Source organism: Microcoleus sp. MON1_C5 (genome assembly GCF_036701875.1).
Lineage (GTDB): Bacteria > Cyanobacteriota > Cyanobacteriia > Cyanobacteriales > Microcoleaceae > Microcoleus.
In genome coordinates this window covers 88,841-114,064 of the sequence record NZ_JAUBRN010000015.1, presented here as the reverse complement: position 1 = coordinate 114,064, position 25,224 = coordinate 88,841, and the positions used below count along the sequence as shown (strand labels likewise).

The 25,224-nt window shown below is 46.6% G+C and carries 21 protein-coding genes; 12 read left to right on the top strand and 9 right to left on the bottom strand.

The window, feature by feature from the left end:
- Window positions 1–202 precede the first annotated feature (202 nt).
- Both QUA71_RS10385 and QUA71_RS10380 read left to right on the top strand, forming a co-directional pair.
- Window positions 203–709 carry a CAP domain-containing protein gene (locus tag QUA71_RS10385; RefSeq protein WP_333284622.1) on the top strand — a complete coding sequence of 169 codons (507 nt, stop codon included), beginning with the start codon at window positions 203–205 and terminating at the stop codon, window positions 707–709.
- A gap of 76 nt (window positions 710–785) precedes the next feature.
- On the top strand, window positions 786–1,418 hold the full coding sequence (locus QUA71_RS10380) for a ribonuclease D (RefSeq protein ID WP_333284638.1): 633 nt from the start codon (window positions 786–788) through the stop codon (window positions 1,416–1,418).
- Window positions 1,419–1,700: 282 nt separating this feature from the next.
- Here the strand turns inward: QUA71_RS10380 and QUA71_RS10375 are convergent, their stop codons facing one another.
- Both QUA71_RS10375 and QUA71_RS10370 read right to left on the bottom strand, forming a co-directional pair.
- The gene (locus QUA71_RS10375) at window positions 1,701–2,762 is read right to left on the bottom strand and encodes a hypothetical protein (protein WP_333284620.1); all 1,062 of its coding nucleotides are present in this window, start codon (window positions 2,760–2,762) and stop codon (window positions 1,701–1,703) included.
- 604 nt (window positions 2,763–3,366) lie between these two features.
- The gene (locus QUA71_RS10370) at window positions 3,367–4,494 is read right to left on the bottom strand and encodes a HetZ-related protein 2 (RefSeq protein ID WP_333284618.1); all 1,128 of its coding nucleotides are present in this window, start codon (window positions 4,492–4,494) and stop codon (window positions 3,367–3,369) included.
- 484 nt (window positions 4,495–4,978) lie between these two features.
- Between QUA71_RS10370 and glyS the strand changes: the two genes are divergently transcribed.
- Together glyS and murD are read left to right on the top strand one after the other, a co-directional pair.
- Window positions 4,979–7,159, top strand: a complete 2,181-nt coding sequence (glyS, locus tag QUA71_RS10365; protein WP_333284616.1) for a glycine--tRNA ligase subunit beta — start codon at window positions 4,979–4,981, stop codon at window positions 7,157–7,159.
- A gap of 552 nt (window positions 7,160–7,711) precedes the next feature.
- A complete protein-coding gene (gene murD, locus QUA71_RS10360) occupies window positions 7,712–9,058 on the top strand; it encodes a UDP-N-acetylmuramoyl-L-alanine--D-glutamate ligase (RefSeq protein WP_333284614.1) in 1,347 nt (448 codons plus the stop codon).
- A gap of 138 nt (window positions 9,059–9,196) precedes the next feature.
- Here the strand turns inward: murD and QUA71_RS10355 are convergent, their stop codons facing one another.
- The 5 genes from QUA71_RS10355 to QUA71_RS10335 form a co-directional block, all read right to left on the bottom strand.
- The gene (locus QUA71_RS10355) at window positions 9,197–9,355 is read right to left on the bottom strand and encodes a hypothetical protein (RefSeq protein WP_333284612.1); all 159 of its coding nucleotides are present in this window, start codon (window positions 9,353–9,355) and stop codon (window positions 9,197–9,199) included.
- Window positions 9,356–9,406: 51 nt separating this feature from the next.
- Window positions 9,407–9,769 (bottom strand): hypothetical protein, encoded by a 363-nt coding sequence (locus QUA71_RS10350; RefSeq protein WP_333284636.1) that lies wholly within the window; start codon window positions 9,767–9,769, stop codon window positions 9,407–9,409.
- Window positions 9,738–9,920: a hypothetical protein gene (locus tag QUA71_RS10345; RefSeq protein ID WP_333284611.1), complete on the bottom strand. Its 183-nt coding sequence runs from the start codon at window positions 9,918–9,920 to the stop codon at window positions 9,738–9,740. The genes QUA71_RS10350 and QUA71_RS10345 overlap by 32 nt, the downstream gene beginning before the upstream one ends.
- Before the next feature lie 186 nt (window positions 9,921–10,106).
- Window positions 10,107–10,517: an MAPEG family protein gene (locus tag QUA71_RS10340; RefSeq protein ID WP_333284609.1), complete on the bottom strand. Its 411-nt coding sequence runs from the start codon at window positions 10,515–10,517 to the stop codon at window positions 10,107–10,109.
- A gap of 42 nt (window positions 10,518–10,559) precedes the next feature.
- Window positions 10,560–10,769 carry a hypothetical protein gene (locus tag QUA71_RS10335; RefSeq protein WP_333284607.1) on the bottom strand — a complete coding sequence of 70 codons (210 nt, stop codon included), beginning with the start codon at window positions 10,767–10,769 and terminating at the stop codon, window positions 10,560–10,562.
- A gap of 216 nt (window positions 10,770–10,985) precedes the next feature.
- Here QUA71_RS10335 and QUA71_RS10330 point away from each other — a divergent pair, with 216 nt between their 5' ends.
- The gene (locus tag QUA71_RS10330) at window positions 10,986–11,765 is read left to right on the top strand and encodes a class I SAM-dependent methyltransferase (protein WP_333284605.1); all 780 of its coding nucleotides are present in this window, start codon (window positions 10,986–10,988) and stop codon (window positions 11,763–11,765) included.
- Between the two features lie 86 nt (window positions 11,766–11,851).
- Complete coding sequence (locus tag QUA71_RS10325) at window positions 11,852–12,187, top strand: cupin domain-containing protein (RefSeq protein WP_333284603.1); 336 nt, start codon at window positions 11,852–11,854, stop codon at window positions 12,185–12,187.
- Window positions 12,188–12,359: 172 nt separating this feature from the next.
- Here the strand turns inward: QUA71_RS10325 and QUA71_RS10320 are convergent, their stop codons facing one another.
- Entirely contained in the window at window positions 12,360–13,061 is a 702-nt protein-coding gene (locus tag QUA71_RS10320) for a Crp/Fnr family transcriptional regulator (protein WP_333284601.1), read from the bottom strand.
- 45 nt (window positions 13,062–13,106) lie between these two features.
- Between QUA71_RS10320 and QUA71_RS10315 the strand changes: the two genes are divergently transcribed.
- The 5 genes from QUA71_RS10315 (at window position 13,107) to QUA71_RS10295 (ending at window position 18,485) form a co-directional block, all read left to right on the top strand.
- On the top strand, window positions 13,107–13,382 hold the full coding sequence (locus tag QUA71_RS10315; protein WP_333284599.1) for a hypothetical protein: 276 nt from the start codon (window positions 13,107–13,109) through the stop codon (window positions 13,380–13,382).
- Window positions 13,383–13,599: 217 nt separating this feature from the next.
- A complete protein-coding gene (locus tag QUA71_RS10310) occupies window positions 13,600–14,631 on the top strand; it encodes a thiazole synthase (protein WP_333284597.1) in 1,032 nt (343 codons plus the stop codon).
- 69 nt (window positions 14,632–14,700) lie between these two features.
- Window positions 14,701–14,868, top strand: a complete 168-nt coding sequence (psb34, locus tag QUA71_RS10305) for a photosystem II assembly protein Psb34 (protein WP_333284595.1) — start codon at window positions 14,701–14,703, stop codon at window positions 14,866–14,868.
- Between the two features lie 545 nt (window positions 14,869–15,413).
- The gene (locus QUA71_RS10300) at window positions 15,414–17,687 is read left to right on the top strand and encodes a hypothetical protein (RefSeq protein WP_333284593.1); all 2,274 of its coding nucleotides are present in this window, start codon (window positions 15,414–15,416) and stop codon (window positions 17,685–17,687) included.
- 105 nt (window positions 17,688–17,792) lie between these two features.
- On the top strand, window positions 17,793–18,485 hold the full coding sequence (locus tag QUA71_RS10295; protein ID WP_190663415.1) for a response regulator transcription factor: 693 nt from the start codon (window positions 17,793–17,795) through the stop codon (window positions 18,483–18,485).
- A gap of 114 nt (window positions 18,486–18,599) precedes the next feature.
- Here QUA71_RS10295 and hemG read toward each other — a convergent pair whose 3' ends face one another.
- Window positions 18,600–20,060 carry a protoporphyrinogen oxidase gene (gene hemG / locus QUA71_RS10290; RefSeq protein WP_333284591.1) on the bottom strand — a complete coding sequence of 487 codons (1,461 nt, stop codon included), beginning with the start codon at window positions 20,058–20,060 and terminating at the stop codon, window positions 18,600–18,602.
- A gap of 875 nt (window positions 20,061–20,935) precedes the next feature.
- Here hemG and QUA71_RS10285 point away from each other — a divergent pair.
- A complete protein-coding gene (locus QUA71_RS10285; protein WP_333284590.1) occupies window positions 20,936–25,171 on the top strand; it encodes a PAS domain-containing protein in 4,236 nt (1,411 codons plus the stop codon).
- Window positions 25,172–25,224 lie beyond the last annotated feature (53 nt).

The window sequence follows — 25,224 nt, the reverse complement described above, 5'->3', positions numbered from 1 at the left end:
TTTGTATCTCTTGTTTGTATCGAAGTCTAGATCCCCCCTAGCCCCCCTTAATAAGGGGGGGACTGGAAGCGCTCTTTCGTCCCCCTTATTAAGGGAGATTTAGGGGGATCGAGAGGCTCATCGTCAGACGGTATACTCATACTACTTTTGGCATTAAGTTGGCACTAATGGTAACAATTAACTTTATTTCTCGTTTGATTTCATGTCCAAAGGTTTGATTTTGATGTGCTTGGGATTGTTGACAATCCTGCCTAAGTGTGACACCTTCCTTCCTACGCGATCGCTGCCACAAACTCCCATGAATACTAATGTTGCTTCGAGTGCTATTACTAACTTAGAAAAAGCGGTTAACCAACAGATCAATCAATACCGAGCATCTAAAAAGTTGCCACCGCTGAGTATCGATCCGCGAATCAGTCAGATAGCAAGAATTCACAGCGAAAATATGGCTAACGGTAAAGTCAGTTTCAGCCACGATGGATTTGAAGGGCGGGCGGAAGCAATTACGATTCCTTATAAAAGTGTAGCTGAAAATCTTGCTTATAATTTGGGCTACAGCGACCCGGTACGCAATGCTGTTGAGGGTTGGATTAAAAGTGACGGCCACCGCAAAAATATGGAAGGTCAGTTTAATGTGACAGGTATTGGGGTTGCAAAAAATGCCAAAGGCGAGTATTATTTTACTCAGCTTTTTGTTCGCAGTTGGTAATTTGAAGGAAGAAGGAAGAAGGCAGTCAACAGTCAACAGTCAACAGTCAACAGTCAACAGTCAACAGTTACCAATAATGGAATTTGCAGATTTTCAAGTGTGCGATGGTGATATTCCCGATTCTCTCTTATCTTATTATTTGACTGCGCCGGCGATCGCGGTTGATACGGAAACAATGGGTTTGCTACCGTGGCGCGATCGCTTGTGTTTGGTTCAGTTGTGCGATCCGCAAGGTATAGTTGCGGCGGTGCGGATTGCTAAAGGCCAGACTGCGGCCCCGAATTTAAAAAAGCTAATGGAATCTGAAAATATTGAGAAGGTATTTCACTTTGCGCGCTTCGATCTGGCAACCATGCGTTACAATTTAAGTATTGACATTGCACCTGTTTTCTGCACAAAAATAGCCAGCAAACTTGCGAGAACTTACACCCACAAACACGGACTTAAAGATTTAATCCAAGAGTTGGAAAAAGTAGAACTAAACAAAACTTCTCAAAGTTCTGACTGGGGAAATTCTGAGCATCTTTCAGACGAGCAACTCAGCTACGCTGCTAACGATGTCCGCTATTTGCTGAGTGCTAAACAAAAGTTGACTGCTATGTTGCAGCGAGAAGAACGCTGGGAAATTGCACAGCAATGTTTTCAGTGTTTACCCGTTTTTGTGAGTTTGGATTTATTGCAGTACAAGGATGTTTTCGAGCACGGCTAATACCATTTTAGATTTTAGATTTTAGATTTTAGATTTTAGATTGGGAATAACTGATGACTACCAGGGTTTAGAACACGGGCCTACGATTGCATTCTTTTTGGGAACTGGTATAATATTCTGTCACCTCGCAGAACTGCCATCAAATTGGTTTGTAGTGAAGACTTGAGCTATCATAAAACTCGCTTGGACTTTAGTCCTCACTACAAACATAATTATTATTATTTGACCGGACTGGATGTGAGTTAAAAAAAATTCAAAACAGCGATCTATGGCTGATTAGGGCTACTCGGGATTCTGTTCGTGCAGCAAAGCTTCAATTTGGTCGTCAACATTTCTAATCACCTGTTCCAAAGCGGGCAACCCGTCTAAATGCACAGGAGAAAGCCGAGTTCGATCGCGAATTTGATTCACTTTCCGCTGCAATTCTTCGGCCAGCCGCAGTGCGTCCCGACTCAAAGTAGACAACTGCTGCTGCTGGTAAAACCTCAAAGCTGCCCCCCGCAAAACTTGCAGGGTGGCTTCTTCCTTGCCACCCACCGTCATTACCCGCAAGCGCAACAGTAAATGAGTGTTTTGATATATGCGCTCAACTTCGACTTGTTTGGGCTGTTCCACCGGGCAAACAGGCATATCTGTCAGTCGCTTCAACTCGTCGATGACCTCTTGGAAAAGGACGATATCGATACCTTCGAGCATCGATTTCAAAACGCCATCTTGACTCCAAAGAATGCGACCTTGGGACTGGTGCCGCTCAAAAAACAGGCGGCCGATACCCTCTCGCAGCACTCTACCGAGCAATTCTTGTAGGAGTTGGGGCGCGGGCAAAGTTGTCAAAACTTCCACTCGGCTTGACAAGTGCAAAGCCTCGACATTCAAAACCGATAGCTGTGTCGGTGTCGGGAGAACCTCAGCGCCAGCAGGTTTAAACCGCTCAGGCTCGGGCATCGAGGGTTCTGGCACAGACAGCAGCGTTTCTGCATTGGGGCCTGGAGTTGCTGATGCGGGATTTTTGGGTGTTGGGGCTGCGGCGGTTTCTGTCTGGCTGGGTACTTTGAGCTGGCTCCCGTGCAGCAAGTAAGCTGAGAGCATCGAGCGCTGAGTTTCCGAGGCAATTTGCTCTGTTGTGACTGAGCAATTCATGTAAGCTAAAATCCGCTGCACGTAGTCCAAGGCGGAGTCATCTTGGGCATCGACTACGCCCAATTTAAACAGATTACCTTCGAGAGATAAAGGCAAAACTTGATAGTAAAGGCAAGCTTCAAAGGGGACAACTGTATCGATTAGGTGAAATATTCGATCGGAGTCCATTGTAGCTGCCGAGTCTGTTGAAGATGTATGTACCATTAGCTGCTTTGTAGTTGGAAGCGCGATCGAGCGCGACGCACCAACCTGATGCGATAAAATTAAACGCTGCAACTTCCCTGACGGAGGAATTGGCTTAACAACCGGAAGCTTTTATTAAAGAAAAATCCTTAGTCCCAGAATTTTCTCCCTTATGTATTGCAGCCTCAAATTCTACCAAAAGATTGAGAACTAGATGATGACTAGCGCACTCTAGACCCACTATCACCGATCGCCCGAGATTGATGCCCGTGGCTGGCAACAATAGAATTATGTCTTTAATGCACAAGTATTATAGATGCACCACAACGGATGATTTACGGGCAAGCGCTGAATTTGGGATTGGTTAAAAAATCCTGAAAAGTCGATCGTGCTGCTAGTATCTTACCTCAGATAGTTGACTGCGATCGTCTCGGAGCGCGATCGTCACGGCAGCGCTACAACATCCCGATCGATCTAAGCTGATTTGATACAAGGGGCATCGCGCGGTTTTCCACAGGGAAACTTGCAGTAATCTGTGGCTGTTCGGGAATTGATTTGTAGCGCGGATTCTCAAAAATGCTACCGCCAATTAACAATTAGCAATTGCCCGCCACCCATTACCAATCTACTCGTTGCGGAGGGATTGAGCTGCTAAATAGAGTTTGCTCCACTCGCCGATGACTTGATTGGTTTTCAACTTTAATTCAGATGCGATCGTCTCTACACTTTTCCCTGCTTTCAGCGATTCTACCAACTGCCGCTGCACCGGTGTGAGGTCTTGTAAATATTGCTGCCACTGAGCGGGAGTCAAGCCCAAACTGTGTTCTTGGAGCGAAGTTTCCAGCCAGTTGGCGACTAATTCCGGTGCTTGTTTGACCGCAAAAACCCGAATCGCGTGGTAACTAACTTTTTCTCGCAAGCGGTAAATTTGCTTGATCGGAACCTTCAACTCCTCGGCAATTGCCTCTTGGGAACGGCCTTGCAGGTAAAGCTGCAGCCACCGGGAAGCCAGCGGATCGACTTCAGCGGCCAAGTAATTCTCAAATTCTTGTTGGACAATCTGTCGCTGAGTTTGCTGCTCTTCCCAAGCTTGATTTTCTCGATACTCGGACAATGCCTGTTCGTCTAGCAGGCTGAGCGGTTCGTCTGTATCGTCGGGTAGAACCTGTTCCGACACCAGCCGCACCCAGTCTCCCGCAGGCACTTGCGTCAACCCGCCCCGCTGGGCACGCCGCAAGTAGTTGACAAAACGGTACACCAGCAGCGGCTGGTTGCGGATCGGCCGCAAGCAGTATTCTTCTGTGCTTGCTAGCAGCAAAGCATTTCGCAGGCGTCTGTCTGAGGTGCATTCGGCAATCCAGGCGACTTGCTGCTGCAGGTAGCGATCGGAATTGAGCATTTCCTGGATCACTTCTTGCAGTACCTCCACCGCACTCCGCTGTCTGTCGCGACTCAGGGAAACCCACGCTTGGATTTTTTGCCGGAGCACAACTAAACCGCCGAGCCGCCCGATCAAGTTGCGGTAAGCTTTTTCAGGCGGTACTCCCAGATACCGAGAAAGCAAAATTCGATATAAAAAGTCGATCGCCCCAGAGGCGACAGACAATTGAGTTGGGCTAAGAGTATCAAATCTTTCGGGCTTGTCTCCCAACAGCCAGCGGACAACACTCTCGCGGGTGCTAGAATTTTCGTCCGGGCAATCTTGTTCGAGTCGAGACTTCCAATCTTGTCCTAGTCTTTCCGCCAAGGTCATCGGAAAATTGGGTTTGAAACCCCGTCCTTTTAGGACGGCTTTACATTAATTTGAATCCCCTTCCGGGGTGGAGGGGTATGGTTGCCCCTCCGTCGGGATATGGTTGTCCCGTTCTCCTTTCGGAGTAAAGTTAGCACGCGCCTTTGTTTAGTGAGCTTGTTAGGCTGAAAGCACTATCGAGCGTGACATACCAGATTGTTTAACTCTCAGCGACAGAGCAGGGGACTAGCTAAGCATCCGCCCGGTGTCGTGACTCAAAAAACGTAGTCCGCGAAGGACTTAGGCCCGTCAGGATGGCTTTCTAGATTTCTCTTTCAAGCCTTATGCCTTTAGGCTAAGGTTCCTGACGGGCTGTCGAGAATATTGTCTTTCACCCCCGATTTTACGTGGTATCCTGAATTTTTGAGTATTTTTCAGATATACGACCGCGCGATCGGATAAATTACCTTAAATTACCCTAAACAAAATTCCATTACGGTGCGATATGCCTAACTTTTTATTAGAACTCGGTACAGAAGAATTGCCCGCATCTTTTGTCGCAAGCAGCGCCCAGCAGTGGCAGCGACTTGTACCTGCAACGCTGGCAGAAGAATCCTTGACAAATGACTCTATTAATGTATACGCTACTCCGAGGCGTTTGGCCGTTCTCGTGAAAGGGCTGCCAGTTCAGCAATTAGATAGAGAAGAAGAGGTAAAAGGGCCACCCGCGAGTTCGGCTTTTAAAGATGGCAAACCGACGAAAGCAGCCGAAGGTTTTGCGAAAAAGCAGGGCGTAGAAATTGAGGCTTTGGAAGTTCGCGCTACCGATAAAGGCGATTTTGTGTTTGTGCTCAAAAAGATTCCGGGACGGATGACAGCGGATATTTTGACAGAACTTGTGCCGCAGTGGATTAATAAGTTAGAAGGCAAAAGATTTATGCGGTGGGCCGACGGAGATTTGAAGTTTCCGCGCCCGATTCGATGGATGGTGGCTTTGTTGGATGATACTGTACTGCCAATTACATTGGTGAGCGGTTCGGATACGGTCAAGAGCGATCGCATTTCCCAAGGACACCGGGTGTTATACACCCCCCCTACACCCCCCCTTGGCAAGGGGGAGGCGGGGGGGGTCTCGATTCCGCAAGCCGAGGATTATGTCGAGTGTCTGCGGGCTGCTTGCGTGGAGGTCGATCGAACCCAGCGCAAAAATCAAATTAAAGCACAAGTAGAAGCCGCAGCAACAAAACAAGGCGGTTACGCCGACATTACCGAAGATTTGTTAGAAGAAGTCACCGACTTAGTAGAATGGCCCAACGCAGTTGTCGGGAAATTTGACGACGAATTTTTGATATTGCCACCGGAAGTAATTACTACAATTATTGTCACAAACCAGCGGTATTTTCCAATTCTCAAAAGCCCGGATTATCCCGAACTTCTGCCCTATTTCATTACCATTTCCAACGGCGATTCCGCTAAAGCCGCGATTATTGCCGCCGGTAACGAGCGAGTAGTGCGGGCGAGATTGGCAGACGGTCAGTTTTTCTACAAAGCAGACTTGGTAAAGCCTCTAGAGGATTATTTGCCCAAGTTGGCAACAGTTACTTTCCAGGAAGATTTGGGGACAGTACGCGCAAAAGTCGATCGTCTGTGCAAAATTGCCAGCCTCATCGCCACTCAACTGCAAATCACAGACGAAGAACAAGCTTATATAGCAAGAGCAGCCTTACTTTGCAAAGCCGACCTCGTAACCCAAATGGTTTACGAACTTCCCGAAATGCAAGGAATAATGGGGCAGAAATACGCCTTAGCAAGTGGCGAATCGGAAGAAGTAGCCACAGCAATTTTTGAACATTATTTGCCCAAAGGTGCGGGCGACAATTTGCCGCAAACTCTGACTGGTCAAGTTGTCGGAATAGCCGACAAATTAGATACTTTAGTCAGCATCTTCGGCTTGGGAATGTTGCCGACGGGTTCATCCGACCCCTTCGCTTTGCGCCGCGCCGCTAATGCAATAACTAACATTATTTGGGCTGCTCAGTTGCCAATTAATTTGCACCAGTTGCTCGCAGAAGTTGTTGCCGAATTTACCACAGCGCGCCCGGAAACACCGGCGGAGTTGCTGGATCAGTTATACGAGTTTTTCTTGCAAAGAATTCGGACTTTGTTGCAAGAAGAAAAAAATGTAGATTACGATTTGGTAAATGCCGTTTTGGGAGAAAACGACCCAGAATATACTGAACGAGCATTGAGAGATTTGTTGGACGCACGGGAAAGAGCGCTTTTCTTACAACAAATCCGCAATAACCAGACTTTGGATCTAATTTACGAAACAGTCAACCGTTCAACTCGTTTGGCGGCTCAAGGTGATTTGGATAAAGTAGAATTGGAACCGAAAACGGCTGTGAAACCCGATTTATTTCAAAAGTCGTCTGAACAAGCTTTTTACGATGCAGTGGTGCAGTTAGTGCCGCAAACGCTGCTCTCCAAACAAACTCGGAATTACCAGCAGTTAGTAGATAGTTTGACTGAAATTGCTCCGACTGTCAGCAGCTTTTTCGACGGGCCAGAAAGCGTGTTGGTGATGGACCCCGACCCCGAAATTAAGCAGAATCGGTTGAATTTACTGGGTTTGCTGCGGAATCACGCCCGGGTGTTGGCTGACTTTGGGGGGATCGTCAAAAGTTAGAATTGAGAAGATTTGAGTCCGCCTGGGATTGAAAACCTCATTTTTATCCCGGCGGTAATTTAAACCCCCGTCTCAGAGCGAAAGTCCTCGCTATGAGGACTGAAACCCACAGATACTAGACTTTTCAGTCAGTTAAAACTCACATCTTGCACCGTCAAGAACAGGCAAGATGCCTGTTCCACAAGAGATGAATTTCATTGTGGAACAGGCATCTTGCCTGTTGCTGACAATGGTGCCATATCTCAGTTTTAACTGACTTTAGCTGTTAGACAGGGGTTTTCAACCCCTGGCGGGCCTTGGGAGGCAACGGGCGAGCCTGTAGGCAAACCAACTTGAGAAACTTACTTCTTAAAACTCTCGATCAAAATAACATTCAAGCTTACCAATAAAACGAGTAAATCTATTAGAATTTTTGCGAAACCGCGCGCGTCTCAGCAGAGTTCGATCGCTCTCTTAAAAAATAAGCAAAATGGCCAATAGTCAACAACCAATTCAAGGTTAAGATATAAACTTATAAAACCAGGGAAGTTCGCTCCATCACACACACAGCTTATGCCGATAGCTCATATCATTGGACTAGGAAAATCAGGAATTGCCGCCGCCAGACTGCTAAAACGGGAAGGATGGGAAGTAACGCTGAGCGATCGCTCATCTTCCCCCAATTTGCTCGAACAGCAACAGGAATTCGCTAACGAAGGAATTCATGTGGAGTTAGGTAAATCTTTTGAACCAGTCGAATCTATAGAATTAATAGTAGTAAGTCCGGGCGTTCCCTGGGAAAGTCCAGCATTAGTGCGCGCCAGAGAGTTAGGCATTGAAACAATCGGAGAAATGGCTCTCGCGTGGCGTTACCTCAAATCTCCTTGGGTGGGAATTACCGGCACTAACGGCAAAACTACTACTACTGCTTTAATTGCTGCTATTTTTGCAGAGGCCGGACTTTACGCTCCCGCTTGCGGTAATATTGGCTATGCTGCGTGTGAATTAGCTTTAGCCGAAAAACAGCCGGATTGGGTAATCGCAGAAATCAGCAGCTATCAGATAGAATCCTCGCCGTTTGTTGCGCCGCGAATTGGAGTTTTGACAACTTTGACGCCGGATCACCTCAGCCGCCACAAAACTTTGGAAAATTACTACAACATTAAAGCGCATTTGCTGAAAAAGTCTGAATTGCAAGTAATCAACGGCGACGATCCTTATTTGCGGCAGCAAGGAGTTGAGGTTTGGCCGGGTGCGTGTTGGACGAGTGTGAAAGGTGAAAAAGAACTGTTGGGCGATCGCACTTTTGGAGCGTACATCGAAAACGGTTGGGTAATAGCTCAAAGCGAGAAAATTTTGCCTGCTGAGTCTTTGCGGATGGTGGGAGAACACAATTTGCAGAATTTGTTAATGGCGGTGGCGGCGGCTAATTTGGCGGGGATAGATAAAAGTGCGATCGCCCGGGCGATCGCTAAATTCCCCGGAGTTTCGCACCGCCTCGAACACATCTGCACTTGGGAAGGCATAGATTTCATCAACGACAGCAAAGCTACTAATTATGACGCCGCCCAAGTCGGGTTGGCTTCTGTGAGCGCACCAGCGATTTTAATTGCGGGTGGCGACCCAAAAGAAGGGGACGATCGCGCTTGGATTGATACAATCAAGGCGAAAGCTGCTGCGGTGCTGCTAATTGGGGATGCAGCGAGTCTTTTTGCCTCGCGGCTCGAACAAGCAAATTACAACGCTTGGGAAATTGTCGAAACAATGGAACGAGCAATCCCGCGATCGGCAGAATTAGCCCAACAAAATCATGCTAAAGTAGTGCTGCTTTCCCCAGCCTGTGCTAGCTTCGATCAATACCAAAACTTCGAGCAACGGGGCGATCATTTCCGCCAATTATGCCTCGAATCCCTAGTTTAGATATGTCATTGTTCGCTGTGTACAAATTCAGATTGTTATACACAGCGAACACTAACAAAATTCAATCTGCGTTCATCCGCCTCTATCGGCTTACATCTGCGGTTAAAAATTAAAACCTCTGATTTTCGCCAATCTACTTTAACTAATAGTCTTCCAAACAGTCTTAATCCTATCCTGTTGTTCCCATTCTAGCGCCTGAAAAACTAGCATCATTTCCTCATGAGTGTAATCAATAATGATCGCCGCCAATTGAGAGGCAGTTTCCGCTTCCAGCATGGCTAGTTTCAATTTGGTCATTCCTTCTTTATCCATTAACACTAAAACTTGGATTTGTACCTCGCTTTTATTTTAATTTGACTTACAAATATCTGTTAATTTTGCCTTAAAATCAGCAATATTAGCAGCACTTAGTGTGTCAAAAGTGCGCGAGGATATTTTAAATTCTTGGCTGCAAAGCTGAGAAAGCAATTTTTCATCAATCTCCAGAATCTTGCCTTCCGAAGTGACATTTCTTTGCAACAAAATTGCGATTTCTCTTTCCAGTTGCCGATAGCCTTGCTGAAAGAAATCTTGAGAGTTAGAACGAAACAAACCGCTATTAACTGGCTGAATTTGGCTGGGTGTCAGCGATTGAGCCGAGACAGCAGCCGGAAATCCAAAAGATGCGGCTAGCCACCAGCTAGAAATTATCTGTTTGAGGATGCTTTTCATCACTGTCGGGAGGAGTTTTTACCTCAGTTGGTTTCTCGTTTTCTGACTCACTTGCTAATTCATCTTCTCGTTCAAGTTTTTCTTGCCACTCGACAAGCTGCTGAAAAAGTTTCGGCTTAATTTCAAATACGGGTTTGTTGGTTTCTGACATATTGACTCCTAAAATTTATTACATTTAACTGGTTCCGTTGCTCTCTCTGCCTGGGAACCTCGGCCCACAGCCTCAACCTCGTTTTTTCAGCAGGAAAATTGGAGGCTGAGCCTCCCGATCTGCGTTTCCAGGGAGAGCCTGGAAACGAGTAGAAAAACCAACAATTATGTCGCTCGGAAGCTAGGCTCAAACCTTCAGCAGCGACATAATTATGCCAGTTAAGGAACCACCAAGCAAAGCTAAAGTAGCTAAGATACTAATGCCAAATCCTGCCGATCTTTTTTCGGCAGCTTGATAGTAACCCCAAGCAAACAAAATGCGTCCAACTATCCAAACTGCGCCGATACCCGCCCCCCAAATTGGGCTGATAAATTGCGAGAACAGCCACAGCGAGGGCAAAAATAGAATCATTTGCTCTAAGGTATTTTGCTGAACTCGCACCACTCGCTCAAAGTCTGGGTTTCCTGTCATCTGCGGGGGAGAAACTTTGTATTTGAATCTAGCTCTGCCGACGTTGATGGTAACAACGAAGTAGAGAATTAATGCTGAAACAGTAATTAGACTAGGCAAAAGTGTCGCGTTTGCTTCTGCGAGCATGATTCGGTATTATTGGGGTGGAGTAGATATCTTGATTATAAATCAATTATTGCCGATCGCGTCATTCATCGCCACCCCGTCATTCAAGGCAGCGGATTTGATGCAAGTGCTGGGTATTAGTGGCGCGGCAATTCCTGGCAATTCCTTTTGGGTTCCTCGACATCCTCGAAAATTTGCTGGCTGGGATTTTGATTCTTTTGCTCGCCCCTGCATACGGATACAAGCCCCCGACTCTTGTCGTGAGTAGCTCAAATTTTAGACTCTTATTCAACCTCCCAGATTCCTCTGTGGAGTAAATCTCAAATCTCAAATCTCAAATTTGTAGAGTAAATTTAAAATCTATAATCTAAAAGTGTAAAAATTGAGGAGGCTGACGCACCCTACAATAATTTGAATATGAGCTAGATCATAGAAAGATTTGGGAGAATTTGCCAAAGTGAGAGTAAGGTTAAATAGGAGGTCAATTTAATGACCAATACTGCTCTCAATTTTAAGACTGCACCGGGACATGAAGTTCTAGCGGCGGCTGGCAAGACAATGCTGAGGCCGGGGGGGAAACTTGCTACAAAACAGTTATTTGAATGGGCGGATTTTCAGCCTGGGGAGACTGTTTTGGAGTTGGCTGCTAGTTTTGGATATAGTTCGATCGCCCTTGCTAAACGTTTTGGCGTAAAAGTAGTGGGAGTTGAGAAAAATCCCGAGAGTGTGGCCCGCGCTCGTGCTAATGTTGCAGCAGCCGGTTTGAGCGATCGAGTAGAAATTGTGGAAGGAGATATTTTTCACTTGGATCGGATTTCCCAACAGTTTGATTGGGTGTTAGCTGAAGCTATCCTGACAATGCAGTCGCCGTCGGGGAAAGCTAAAATTGTATCGGGAATTTGCGATCGTTTAAAACCAGGTGGCAAGTTTCTCTCTCACGAACTTTTAGCCCGAAACCGAGAATCTGAAATTCACAAAGCTTTATCCGAAGTGATTCGCGTCAATTCAACGCCTTTGTCTGAGTCTGGCTGGATTGCTGTTTGCCAAAACGCGGGTTTGCAAGTAGAAAAGTGTCAAACCGGGGCGATGGGGCTCCTCAACTTACCGCGAATGCTGCAAGAGGAAGGGTTTGTGGGTACTGGGCGGATTTTGTGGAATATATTAAGTCGATCGCAAATTCGCGATCGTATCTTAGCAATGCGTCGAGTTTTCCAGCATTACCAACAGGATCTAGGCTACATCGTTATCTCTGCAAAAAAACAATCTTAACCGAGTCAATCGATTTTCGATTGAAGAAAGTGAAGCCACTGATAAACCAGGGGGCTTGTGACCAAATTAATCAAGTGTAAAAAACTATGACTACTACTCTTTTATCGCTACAATCTTCAGCAATCCAACTCCGAGACACAATTGAATATCCCGCCGCCGGAGTGTTGAGCAAAATTTTAGTCAAAGACAATAATTGTCAGTACAGTTTATTTTGTCTGACCGCAGGAACGGAAATTTCGGAACACACTTCGGCACGGAATGCCACAGTTAATGTCATCGAAGGAAAAGGTATTTTGACTTTGGAAGGCAAGGATATTGTTTTGGAACCGGGGGTGTTTGTCTTCATGCCCGCTCGCGCACTCCACGCTTTGAAAGCTGAAGAAAATTTGGCGTTTATTTTGACACTTTCTGAGGCTAATTAATTTCCGCAATATTGCTGTATGGGCTGGTTTTACAAACCCTAATGGCCTAAAATCAATAATTTAATAAACCCGCCCCGATTCACAGGTTGTGGGGGGCCGGTTTATATAGATAGTGAGTTGCAGTCAAATATTGTTTGTGAAACCCCCCCTACAAGAATTGGGACTTTAACATTTAGTCTATTTCTTCTCCCGAGGCGAGAGCTTCTAATTTTTCCCAATCCAATACATTAATTTTACCGCCTCGACTGTAGGAGACAAACGGTTTTAGTTTCTTAAATAACCGCACGCATTCTTCGTAGGTAATTCCAATGCTGCGAGCAATTTGATAGTAGGGAAAACGTTTTTCTAAACATACACTATTATCTGCAATCTTCGTACCTTGCTCGACGGCAAAGTAATGAATAAATCGGGCCAGCCGCACGATCGCCCTTTCCGACACCAAACCGTGCACTGTCTCGTGCAGTTGCTGCAACCGCTGATTAAAAACCGCCAATATTCGCAAAGCAATCTCGGGATTTTCCCGAATTGCTGCTAGCAAAACTTCCCGTTGTGTGGTAAGAACTTCCACATCAGTTTCTGCTGTCACCGTTGCGGGGGCAATGCCGTTGCCTAGCAAAGCAGGTGCAGCAAAAATATCTCCCTGAAATAAAGTGCGGAGAATTGTTTCTTTGCCCGCCGCCGCTGTTTTTGCAACCCGCAGAGAACCGCTCAAAAGAGTGTATAATTTTTCGGGTATGCGATCGCCCTCATACATCACAACTTCTCCCTGTCGGTAAGTCCGAATTGCTGTGTGTTCTTGCAATCGCTCTAATTCAGTTGGGTTTAAGCTGGCAAATATTCTAATTTTAGCCAGTTGCTCAACAGTTGCTTTCATACATTTAACTCTACCCGATAGGAGCCCATTGACAGTATAATAAAGGTGAATTCAGAATATATCGAGACAAGTAGAGCCATCTACGAAAATGCAGAATCCCAATATCAGCGATATTATTGTGATGAGATAGCTGGCGGATTTGTCCTAATCCAACGCCACCAAAATCTTAATAATTCGGAATTCTTTCTTGCTGAAGTTTTGGCTAAAATAGGGATGAGAGTTAAAATGCTGAGCGAGCAAGAAGTAGAGGGTGTGACAACGCCAGATGCTGAGAGAGACGGTCAGATTTGCGAATTTAAGGAGTTGACAGAAGAGACTTAAAACATCACATATTGAGTTCAAGAACGAATCAGCAGGGCAAAAAGTCAAGGTGTGGCAGTCGTAATTATTCATGTCAATCGAAAAAGTTACGAGTTTTGGAAGATAAACGGCGGCATCAGAAAAGCTTTTTATAGGGACGAAATGCAACTGATTGAAACCATTATATTAGTATTCGCAAGCGAAAACCATCAAAAACTTACTAGGGAGGAATGGGAAAATGAAAGACGTTTTTAAGGAATTTGAAGAAATTATACAAACCAGCTTAAAAAATAATATGTCGCGAGATGCCAAATTGATGACAGTTGGGCAAATTTTATATGCTGTTACCCGCGACGATCTAACCAGAGAAGAAGGTCGGCAGCTTGAAGAGATGATGGGTGGCACAGTACACCGGGCAGAGGCACTTGAGAACAGCATTTTTGGCTATCCAGTAGATACAGCCACTAAATCTTTCGATAAACCTCTGGTTATTGCCGGCAAAACTTTTCATTCTCGCTTGATGACGGGGACGGGAAAATATCGCAGCATTGCAGAAATGCAGCAAAGTGTCAACGCTAGCAGGTGCGAAATTGTGACTGTAGCTGTGCGGCGAGTGCAAACAAATGCTCCCGGCCATGAAGGATTGGCAGAGGCTCTTGATTGGACTAAAATTTGGATGCTGCCAAATACTGCCGGTTGTCAAACTGCGGATGAGGCGATTAGAGTAGCTCGTTTGGGCCGGGAAATGGCGAAACTTTTAGGGCAAGAAGACAATAATTTTGTCAAATTAGAAGTGATTCCCGATTCTAAATATTTGCTCCCAGATCCGATCGGCACTTTGGAAGCAGCAGAACAATTAGTTAAAGAAGGTTTTGCCGTTTTGCCCTACATCAATGCCGATCCCTTGCTGGCAAAACGCCTCGAAGAAGTCGGTTGTGCGACAGTCATGCCTTTAGGTTCGCCCATCGGTTCAGGGCAAGGGATCAACAATGCGGCCAACATTCAAATAATTATTGACACGGTAAATATTCCTGTGGTAGTCGATGCGGGAATCGGAACGCCCAGCGAAGCGGCGCGAGCAATGGAAATGGGAGCCGATGCACTGTTGATTAATTCCGCGATCGCCAATGCCCAAAATTCCCCGGCAATGGCCAAAGCAATGGGAATGGCAGCAGAAGCGGGGCGGCTGGCGTACTTAGCAGGAAGAATGCCGATCAAAGATTACGCGATCGCCTCTTCCCCCCAAACAGGCACTGTCACCTCCAAATAAATGGCCGAATTTTCCTGGGCGCTTTTTTGGTACAGTTGTAAACATCAAAAATATTAAGGATTGTGACTGATGCCTTACATCAAAGATGACGATGGACGCCTGAACAACTTTGCTAAAGAGCCGAAGGTGTATGAAGCCGTACCTCCCAACCAAAATCAGCAACGGAACTATATCATCATGGGAATTGCAGCAGCCATGTTGGTCGCTGGTTTGGTGTTCGTGGCTGCTTCCGTCTAAAAGCTGGGCTTACACTCAAAGCTGATTCAAATCGCAATTTTAAATAATCATTCAACAAACCATGTTTTCCAACCAATGGAAACATGGTTTTTGTGTTTCAATACAAAGCAGGTAGTTGCGATAGTCCTGAAGGGTGCCGAGCGAGCTGGAAAGCTAAATAATATCAATTCCGGTTACACCGGAATGATTGGGAGTGGGGAGTGGGGAGTGGGGAGTGGCGGAATGTGGAATTATTGACCTTGACTCGATCGTGCCCATCCAACCGGAAACGATATAAGACCCGCAGAAATTTGGTTCTTTGCTCTCGGCTGTCAGCTTCAGGGACTTGGGTTGCACTTAATCACACTGGTTCGTCACCCACATAAAATTGCCAATTGAAAATCTACAATCCTTTAGTCATCACCGGTGCGATTGACTGCCTTCAGGGCTTAGTTGTGAGTTATGAGCGATCGAGATTTCAACTCTCAACTCTACAATCTAAAATCTACAATCCAAAATCTAAAACCTAAAATCTAAAATCTAAAATCTAAAATCGGCTCACCCTGATGTCTATTCCTTCCCAAAAAGTTTCTAGCTCGAACAAGCTGATCTACCAACGCTTGAAACAGGCGATCGACCTCAATTTACGCCGTCAAATTTTTATCGCCGCCTGCGACGACTTGTGCTTGCGGGACTGTCTGGCAGCCCGCTTGCAGACAGAATTAGCCGCAGAGAGCGCAGGCTCCGATCCTCGCTCCCCGATCCACTACCCCCGATTTGTCAGTTTGGAACTTGACTTGAGCGATCCAAATCCTTGGGGTTCGATCGCGGCGTGGCTGACCCAACACCCACCGCCGCAAAACAGGGGCAGTTACAGCCCTTGGCCGACATTTCAAATTATCGGGGCAGAACACCTGACCAGGCAGTCAGCAGCCGTGCAGTGGTCGTTCCTGAGCTATTTGAGAGACATCGAAGCAAACCTGCAAATGTGCGAGTCTACTGTGTTGCTGTGGGTGTCGCGGCCCTGGCTGAGTTCGATCGAGCACTCGGCCCCGGAATTTTGGCACTGGCGAACCGGAGTATTTGAGTTTGAAGGCGAACCAACTCCAGCTAAGGGAGACTTCGGGCACTTTGATGACTTCGGGAACTCCGGAGACTTGCGAAACTTACGGGACAAGGGAGACTTTGGCAACCAACTTTTAATACCTTCTTTGTCTGGACAATCCCCAATTCCCGACGAACAATCCCCAATTTCCTATCCCCCGTCCCCAGCGCCAGATTCTAAATCCGTCCAACTGACAGAGGACGAACAATCCCCAATTTCCCCTCCCCCGTCCCCAGCGCCAGATTCTAAATCCCTCCAACTGGCAGATTTGGTGCTAGCAGCGGCTTCTGAGGAGTTGGAAGCAGAAAATGATGCCACATCGGAGGACAATTTTCTGCCGCTGCAAACCCTGCAATACATCGAACTGCTGCAAGAACATCAGTGTTCTTGCGAAGCTTTGGCTTTGGCCTATCACAGTTTGGGGAATTACTACCGCGATCGCATTCTGGGCGGAGACGTTTCAGAGCACAACCTGACAATCGCCATTCGCGCGATCGAACAAGTGATTGCGTATCTCGACGCTGACACCAACTCGCAGCAAAATCAACCACTAACTGAGGAATGCGCGCGGCTGATTGCCCAATTGAAACAAAATTTAACTCAGTACGCCCAGGAGTCCAACAGCCTACCGCCAATTTCCGATCTGCTCAACGATCTCGGCACTCTCTACTGGATGCTGTCGCGCGATCGCACCAATGCCCTCAACGCCTCAGATCCGGTATCCAGCCTTGAACGCAGCATCGCCCTCTACCTTGAAGGTTTGAACCGAACAGATGGCGAAACCGTACCCCAAACCCGCGTTAGATTAAACAAAAATTTGGGAATCGCCTCGGCAGATTTAGCCCGCTATCGAGACAAGACAGAGAACTTGCAGCACGCAGTTGCAGCTTACCAACAAGCGCTGCTGGATCTAGACCCCGCCGTGGAGCCCCAGCAGTACGCTGCTGCTCAGAATAATTTGGCGACAGCATACTGGAATTTAGCTCAAGATGGTGAGCCGATCGTATATCTCAAAAGCGCGATCGCAGCTTACACCCAAGCTCTCTCCTGCTACAGTCCCGAACGAGAACCCCTCAACTATGCCGGAGTGCAAAACAACCTCGGTACCGCCTGCTGGAATCTCGCCCAGCACGAACCCTCAGAACCCCTGCTAGTCAGGGCGATTTCCGCCTACCGCGAAGCATTGAAATACCGCACCCGAGAATTAGTACCCGCAGCAGCAGCCGCCACCTACAATAATCTCGGTACCGCTTATTGGCATTTGGCGAACCAGTTTCAGCAGAAACAGGCGCGGACGGAATCATTGCAGCAGGCGATTACCGCCTACGAAACGGCCTTGGATATCGCCGGAGAGCTCGATCGAACCCAACTCACCTTTGACGCCTTGGCCGCCCGCAACAATCTCGGACTAGCCCACTATCAACTAGCCACCGACCCACATTTCGCCGCTAATAAAGTCGCACAGACAAGCCATCTAGAAGCAGCACTGCACCACCAGTTGCAAGTGTGTGCCGAATGGGGACAACATCTCAATGACAAAGGGTTAACATATGGGGATAAACTCAACTTGCAAGCCGCGGCCAACTCCCAAGCTGCTGATTCCCGGCAAACAGCATTGAGCTATATTGTCAAAACGATTAGAGCTTTCTATAGTGAATGTGGGCTGCCAGGCCAAAATTTAGCCTTATCCAAAGTTCCTGGAGATTTATTGCCTGAAATTTTGCGTAGGTTATAAATAGGGCTATAACTATTAAAAGCTCAATTTTTTCGAGATTTGTATCCAGTTTTCTATTATTATGGCTGAATATTCTTGCCTAATTCTTCAAGCAAACTTGTGGTCATGGCCCCTGTAAAAATCCTTGTGGTTGATGACGACCCGGCAATCCGAAATTTAATTCACCGTTTTTTGAGCCAGCAAGGTTATCAAGTTGAGTCTGGCGAGGACGGTCAGACTGGTCTGGAATTATTTGAGCAACTCAATCCTGACTTAGTAGTTCTAGATGTAAATTTACCTGATACAACTGGTTACAAACTGTGTCAAGAAATGCAAAGACGCACCGGCGTGTTTGTGTTGATGCTGACTGCCCGAACCGATGAAGCTGACAAAATGAAAGGGTTTGCCGAAGGTGCTGACGACTACATTACTAAACCTTTTAGTCTTGTAGAAATTGGAGCTCGCGTTGCAGCAATTTTGAAGCGCAAACGCATTGTTACTCCCGCTGAACAAAAAACTCTTACTTTTGGAGAGCTACTAATAGATCCGGTTCGCCGCGAGGTAATTCTCGGCAGTCAGATGGTTGCTTTGACTGCTTTAGAATTCGACCTGCTGTACTGTTTGGCCAGCAAACCCGGTCGCGTGTGGAGGCGATCGGAATTGCTGCATGAAGTGTGGGACTACGAGTATGTAGGAGCCGATCGCGTGGTGGATGTCCATATCGGTCAAATTCGCCGCAAAATTGAACTAGATCCCAATCAAATGCCGATGATTCAAACCGTCCGGGGGGTGGGTTACAAATTTGAACCCACAACCTAGTAACATTCGGCATTGGGCAGCGGATATGAAGGCAGAAGGCTTTAGGTGCGGGTTCACCAATATCTCGGATTAACATACTCGATATTTGTAAACCCGCCCTCCCCACACAATAATTCAGATCGATCGAGTATCTGATTGTTTGTTCTGCAAATACTCGCCCACTTCTCGTGCACGCTCAAAACCTCTTCGCACGCAATCTCCCAAAGCCACTCCGCCAACGTAGTTGCTGCACAAATACACCCCAGGCAAAGATTTTAAGCCCTCATCGATTTGTTGCAGGCGATCGAAATGACCCAAATTGTACTGAGGAATCGCCCGCTTCCACACATTCACCGCTAAAACTTTTGGCTGTGGCACATCTGGTTTCAGCAAAATCCGGGACAAATCTCGGTGCACCTCGCGAACGATTTGTTCTGAGTCGAGATTGCCAATTTCCGAATCAGTAGCCCCGCCGATGTAACTGCTGAGAGTTTGCCACCCTGCAGGCGCGCGATCGGCAAATAAACTCGATGTCCAAATCGTCCCTAGAGTGCGAATTCCCTGCCCCCTCGGAATTAAATTTCCAAAACCTACTAATTTTTCCTTGACATCCGACTGCGGATATGCTAAAACAACGCAGGCAACCGTAGGATAAGTAAAAGCTTGTAAAGCACTGCTAACTTTCGGTTGCAGAGGCTGCAACAAATCGGCTGTAACGTAAGCGGGCGTTGTCAAAACCACGGTGCGCGCCTCAACTTCCTGCTGTCCGTCGGGCGTCGAGAATACAGCAATGTAAGTTTCGCGTTCTGTACGCTGGAGGCGAGTCAGGTGCCAATTGAGTTTCACTCGATCGCCCAATTGAGCAGCGATCGCCTCCGGCAGAGCCTTCAAGCCCTGTTTGAACGACCCCAACTCCCCCGGTCTAGTCTTAGGAACATTCGGGTCTGCAGGCATTGGCTTCGGTCTTTTCCTAGCAGAAAGCAGCGCCCCCGCCACCAGCCCGCCACCCACATCAGCCATCTTTGCTACCCGGCCAAAAGCCGCCGCCGCGCTAAGTTGTTGCGGATCGCCGGCATAAACCCCCGAAACAAAAGGTTCCACCAACCGCTGCATCACTTCCGTACCGAGATGACGGCGGAAAAATTGAGAAACAGTTTCCTCGTCACCCTGCTGCGAAAGTCGAGCACCGATTGCCGGCGCGACAAACCCCAAAGCCCCGAACAACGCCCGCAGTTTCCCTGGAAAACTCAGCAACTGAGACTGAATCATCGCCGGTGGAGTCATCGGCACTGGTTGCAGCTTTTTTTGCCAATAAACAAAACGAGGCAATTTGCGATCGGCAAAAATCAACTCCTGCTTCAATCCCACATCCACAGCCAACTTCATCAATTCTGGCGTCGGCGAAAAACTGTTCGGGCCCTCCTCCCAGAGAAACCCCCCCGCTGTCACAGTGGTGATGTTCCCGCCCACACGTCCTTGACTCTCAGCGACTAAAATCTTCAGCGAGGATGGACTCGTTGCTTCCTTGTGAAGTGCGTGCGCCAAACTCAAACCGCTAATACCCGCACCCACAATCAAGGTATCTAATAGTTCCATATTACGTAGAAAAATATCGCAATCTTTATGTTACATGGCTTTGCACGGCTTGCGTTCTTTGCTTCGCGTACTGCCAAACCGCTTTCAGATTACCGAATTGGGAATTGCGAATCGAGAATTGAGAATCGGGAATTGGGAATTGCGAATCGGTAAGCTGTCTGGCATTTCTGAAGCATTTTTCTCGCAGGTTGTGGATTCCACCTCTGCCCACCTCCCCGTGTCCCCGTCTCTCCATCTCGCTTTTGTATCCGCTGGGTCTGGTTTAAAAAAAGAGCATCTGCTGTAATTAAGTTATATTCCCAAAAATACTATTTCTTTAAAATTTTTGTATTATAGGGAACAGCGCCGAAAATTGCACCGGGAAACGCAGCAGTACAGTGCCCAAAAAGATTTGAGTGGGTTAAACTAACTTTAGGAAAATTTTAGAGCTTAAGCAAGTCAGCACCCCGCTCGGAAGAGATGGGGCTTTATGCCCTAATCAAAAGAGATAGTTGACTAGCTATCGTCTTAACTGATTACGTTATCAAAAATATGGGTGTAAGCCCAAGCTGCTATCCGATCGCGGGTGAAATGTTTGAAACGGTAATTGTTCCGTTAAAAATAGATCACAAAAGTACGAAGTGTCCAAGTAGCCCTGTGTAGCAATAATCAATATTCAAGGCGGTGAAAACTGCCTGATGAGTGTTTCCTTGATCGGTATACTCACATCTTGCACCATTCTCAATAACAGGCAAGATGCCTGTTCCACAAAGAGTTAATTTCTTGTGGGGTGGGCATCCTGCCCGCCCATAAAAGCTTATTGAAAATGGTGCAACATATGAGTCTAAAGACACGAGGTTTCCCTAATACTAAGCTTTTCTCATGAAAAAATACCCATGCAGGAAGTTATCAACTCGTTTCAGTCTTTTTTCTCTAACTCTGTTGATGCTTTCCTAGAGTGCGATCGACAGCAAAAGTACCTATCGATCAATCCTGTCGCTGCTGCTTGGATGGGATTGGAGCCTGCTGAAATAGTCAACCAAACTAATCAGGAATTATTAAAATTATATCCCAATAATGCGGCTGTCAAAAATATAATCTCGCAGATTGATTCCTGCCTGCAACAAGTATTTATAACCGGGGAAAAACGGCTGGCAATTCATGAGGTGATGGCGGCAGACGGCGGGATTAAAATTTACGAAACTGCTTATACGCCAGCGGTGGATGCCTCTAGCAACCAGATGCGGGTTTTGGGCGTCGGTAGAGATATCACCAGGCACTACCGCTGGCAGCAGCAGAAAACTCAACAGTTACGCCGATCGAACCATTTACTGTGGTTGAATGCAGCTAACAGTCCGCTGGCAATGGTAGGCTGGGATGAAGATTTTCGGATCGTTCAGTGGTCGAAACGCGCCGAGGAAATCTTTGGCTGGACATCCGATGATATGATGGGCAAGCACTTCGGCGATTTGGCTTTGGTTTGCCAGGAAGATAGAGAGGCTATAAGCGCGATCGAGCTTGAACTAGCCACTGGCAACGGCAATACTTCCATTAACCGCAACTATACTAAAAGCGGACAGGTAATTTGGTGTCGCTGGTTCAACTCGATTATTCGCAGCGGCGACACTTTTACTGTGCTTTCTTTAGTGGAAGATATCACCGATCGCAAACGATTGGAAGCAGAAAAAGCCCAAGCTTCTCGCCTCACAGCAATGGTAGCCGATGTGGGTATTGCCCTCACCAAGCACCCTCAAGATATCCTGCTTCCCTGCTGCCAGGCAATGGTGCGGAATATTGATGTCGCTTCTGCTGAAATTTGGACTTTCAACTCTCAACATAATCTTTGGCAATTGCAAGCAGCCTCGGGAATATACAGTCGCACAGACGATCGGGCTAGCTTTATTGAAAGTAAGGTGAACTCGATCGCCAAACAGCAAAAACCGGAATTTGACTGCGGATTTGAACTGAATAATTTTGGGTTCCCAGAGGAAGAATCTGTGAAATCAAAAGAGGTACACAGTTCCGAAGTAGCAATTGTCAACACCAGCCCAAAGCCGACCAATTGCCCAATACCTAAGCAAATTCTCACCTTCGCCGGCTACCCTTTGATAGTCGAAGAACGGCTGGTGGGAGTCATGGTAATTATCAGCCGCCAGCCCCTGACAACACCCTTTCAGGACACTTTAGCATCGGTTGCCGATGTCATCGCTTTAGGCATCGAACGCAAGCGTGCAGAAGCTGAATTAAAATCAGCTAGAGGCTTCCTCAATTCCGTAGTAGAAAATCTGCCGGTGGGAGTTTTTGCTAAAGATGCTTCTTCGCTGAAATTTGTGCTGTGGAATAAAGCCGGAGAAACGATCGCAGGTGTTACCTCTCAAGAGGCGATCGGCAAAAATGACTACGATATTTACCCCAAAGAACAAGCTGATGTTTTCACTGCTCAAGACAGGGAAATATTGACCAGCGATCATAACCAATCTACTGTTAAAGACATAGCCGAAGAGCCGATCCAAACTCGCCACAAAGGTATGAGAATACTGCACACCCGCAAAGTGCCAATTCTCGACGCCGCAGGCCGCCCTCAGTACGTTTTGGGGATTACTGAAGATATTACCGAACGCAGGCAGGTAGACGAAAGCGTGCGCCTCTACGACCAAATTGTCGAGAATATGCAAATTGGTTTGTACGTCTACCATTTAGAAAATATAGACGATGACAGCAGCCTCAGGGCGATCGCCTCCAATCCTGCGGCTACCCTATTTACCGGATTAGAAATGGCTGATGTTTTGGGAATGACAATCGACGAGATTTTTCCCCACCTGCGATCGAAAAACATTCCCCAAGCATTTGCTTCGGTAATTCGCAGCCAGAAAGCCGTAGAACTTGAAGATATTGACTGCGATGAAGGCGGGAGAATAACTCGCGCTTTTTCTATTAAAGCTTTTCCATTACCCAACAACTGCGTCGGTGTTGCTTTTGAGAACATTACTGCTCGCAAGTGCCTGGAACTAGAACTGCAGGCGTCGTTGGAAAAAACCGAACGTTCTGAACAACTCCTACGCACAGTAATAGACAAAACCAGCGACTGGATTTTTGCCAAAGACAAAAATTTTCGCTATATTTTGGCAAACAGCAGTTTCGCTCAAGCCATCGGCAAAACAGTCGAAGAAATAATTGGCAAATCCGATTTAGAGTTAGGATTTTCAGAAGATATTGTGTTTGGGAATTCCGCCCAAAATATCCGAGGCTTCCGCACAGACGACTCTGCTGTACTGGCCGGCGACATCATCCACAATCCCTGCGATGTGGCAACTATTGCTGACGGTTCAGTACATATTTTTGATACCCAAAAACTTCCCCTGCGCGACGCGGAAGGTAATGTATTTGCAGTGCTAGGTTTCGCTCACGATATTACAGAACGACATGAATCCGAAGCAGCTTTGCGTAGAAGTGAATTAAGATTTAGGTCTTTGGTAGCTAATATTCCGGGCGTGGTTTATCGCTGGAAATGCGATTTTTCGACTAATTTTATTAGCGATGCCGTTTACTTATTAACCGGCTACCCTGCCGCAGATTTTATTTGGCTTTTGGACAGGAGATGCCGGACTTTTGCTAGCATTATTTACCCCCAAGATTTGGCAAAAGTAGAAGCAACTATTCGGCAAAGCATAGAAAACAAAGAGTCTTATAACTTGGAATACCGCTTGCTAGCAGCAGACGGCACGGTTAAATGGGTGTGGGATAAAGGTTCTCCTGTGTTCGACGCAGATGGAAACGTTTGCTATTTGGACGGGGTGATTTTTGATATTAGCGATCGGTACTACGCTGAGGAAGCATTGCGCCAAAAAACTTTAGAGTTAGAAGCAGTTTTTCGCGCTTTGCCTGATTTGTATTTTCGACTAGATGCTGACGGTATAATTGTGGATTATTTGTCAGGAACTTCATCGAGTTTATACGTGCCGCCCGAACATTTTATGGGTCAACGAATGACCGACATATTGCCACACAATGTCGCCTGCCAATTTGCCCAAGCAATCTTGGAAATTTCCGAAACAAGAAATTCAATCGATATAGAATATTCGGTTTCCCTGTCGGAAGGAGAAAAAACTTATGAAGCCCGACTGTTGCCGTTTAATTCAGATCAGATTATTATTCTAGCCCGCAATATTACTAATCGCAAACAAGCCGAAGCTCAATTAAAACATAAAAATCGCCAGCTAGAGCAAACATTGAAACAATTAGGCAGGACTCAAGCTCAACTAATTCAAGCGGAAAAGATGTCTGGTTTGGGACAGCTAGTGGCGGGAATTGCTCACGAAATCAATAATCCTGTCAGTTTTATTTACGGTAATATCACTTACGCTAGTGAGTATGCCAAAAACTTGCTGGAACTGTGCAGTTTGTACCACGCACACTACCCGGAACCTGTTGCTGTTATCCAAGATTTGGCAGAAGAAATAGAACTGGAATTCATGAAAGAGGATTTCCCGCATCTGCTGAGTTCAATTCAAACTGGAGCCGAGCGAATTCGTCAAATAGTTCTGTCTTTGCGTAACTTTTCCCGGCTGGAAGAATCAGATATTAAGCGTGTTAATATTCACGAGGGAATAGACAGCGCTCTGTTAATTTTGCAACACAAGATTAAAGAAAATGGCAGGAATCGTCATATTCAAATAGTTAAAGAATATGGGGAATTGCCGCAGATACAGTGCTACGTGGGGCAGTTAAATCAAGTGTTTATGAATATTTTAAATAATGCTATTGATGCTTTAGCGGATGTCAGGAATAGGAAGTTGGAAGTGGCGAGTTATTCAGAAGAGGAACAGCAAGATTTTGCTAGTTTACCTTTAACTTGCGACACATTGCCGTGGATTCGGATTCGCACGGAGGTGCTGGAGAACAATCGGGTTGCGATCGTAATTTCCGATAACGGGTGTGGAATGGCAGAGCCTGTTAAAGGTCGGGTGTTTGACCCGTTTTTTACTACTAAACCAGTAGGCAAAGGTACAGGCTTGGGACTGTCTATCTCGTATCAGATTGTGGTGGAAAGACACGGAGGGACGCTGCAGTGCATTTCCGCGCCCGGAGAGGGAACTGAATTTGCGATCGAGATTCCCATTCGGCAGAGGTAATTAGTCATTGGTAATTGGTAGTTGCACCAGAAAAATGATAATCTAATTAAAGT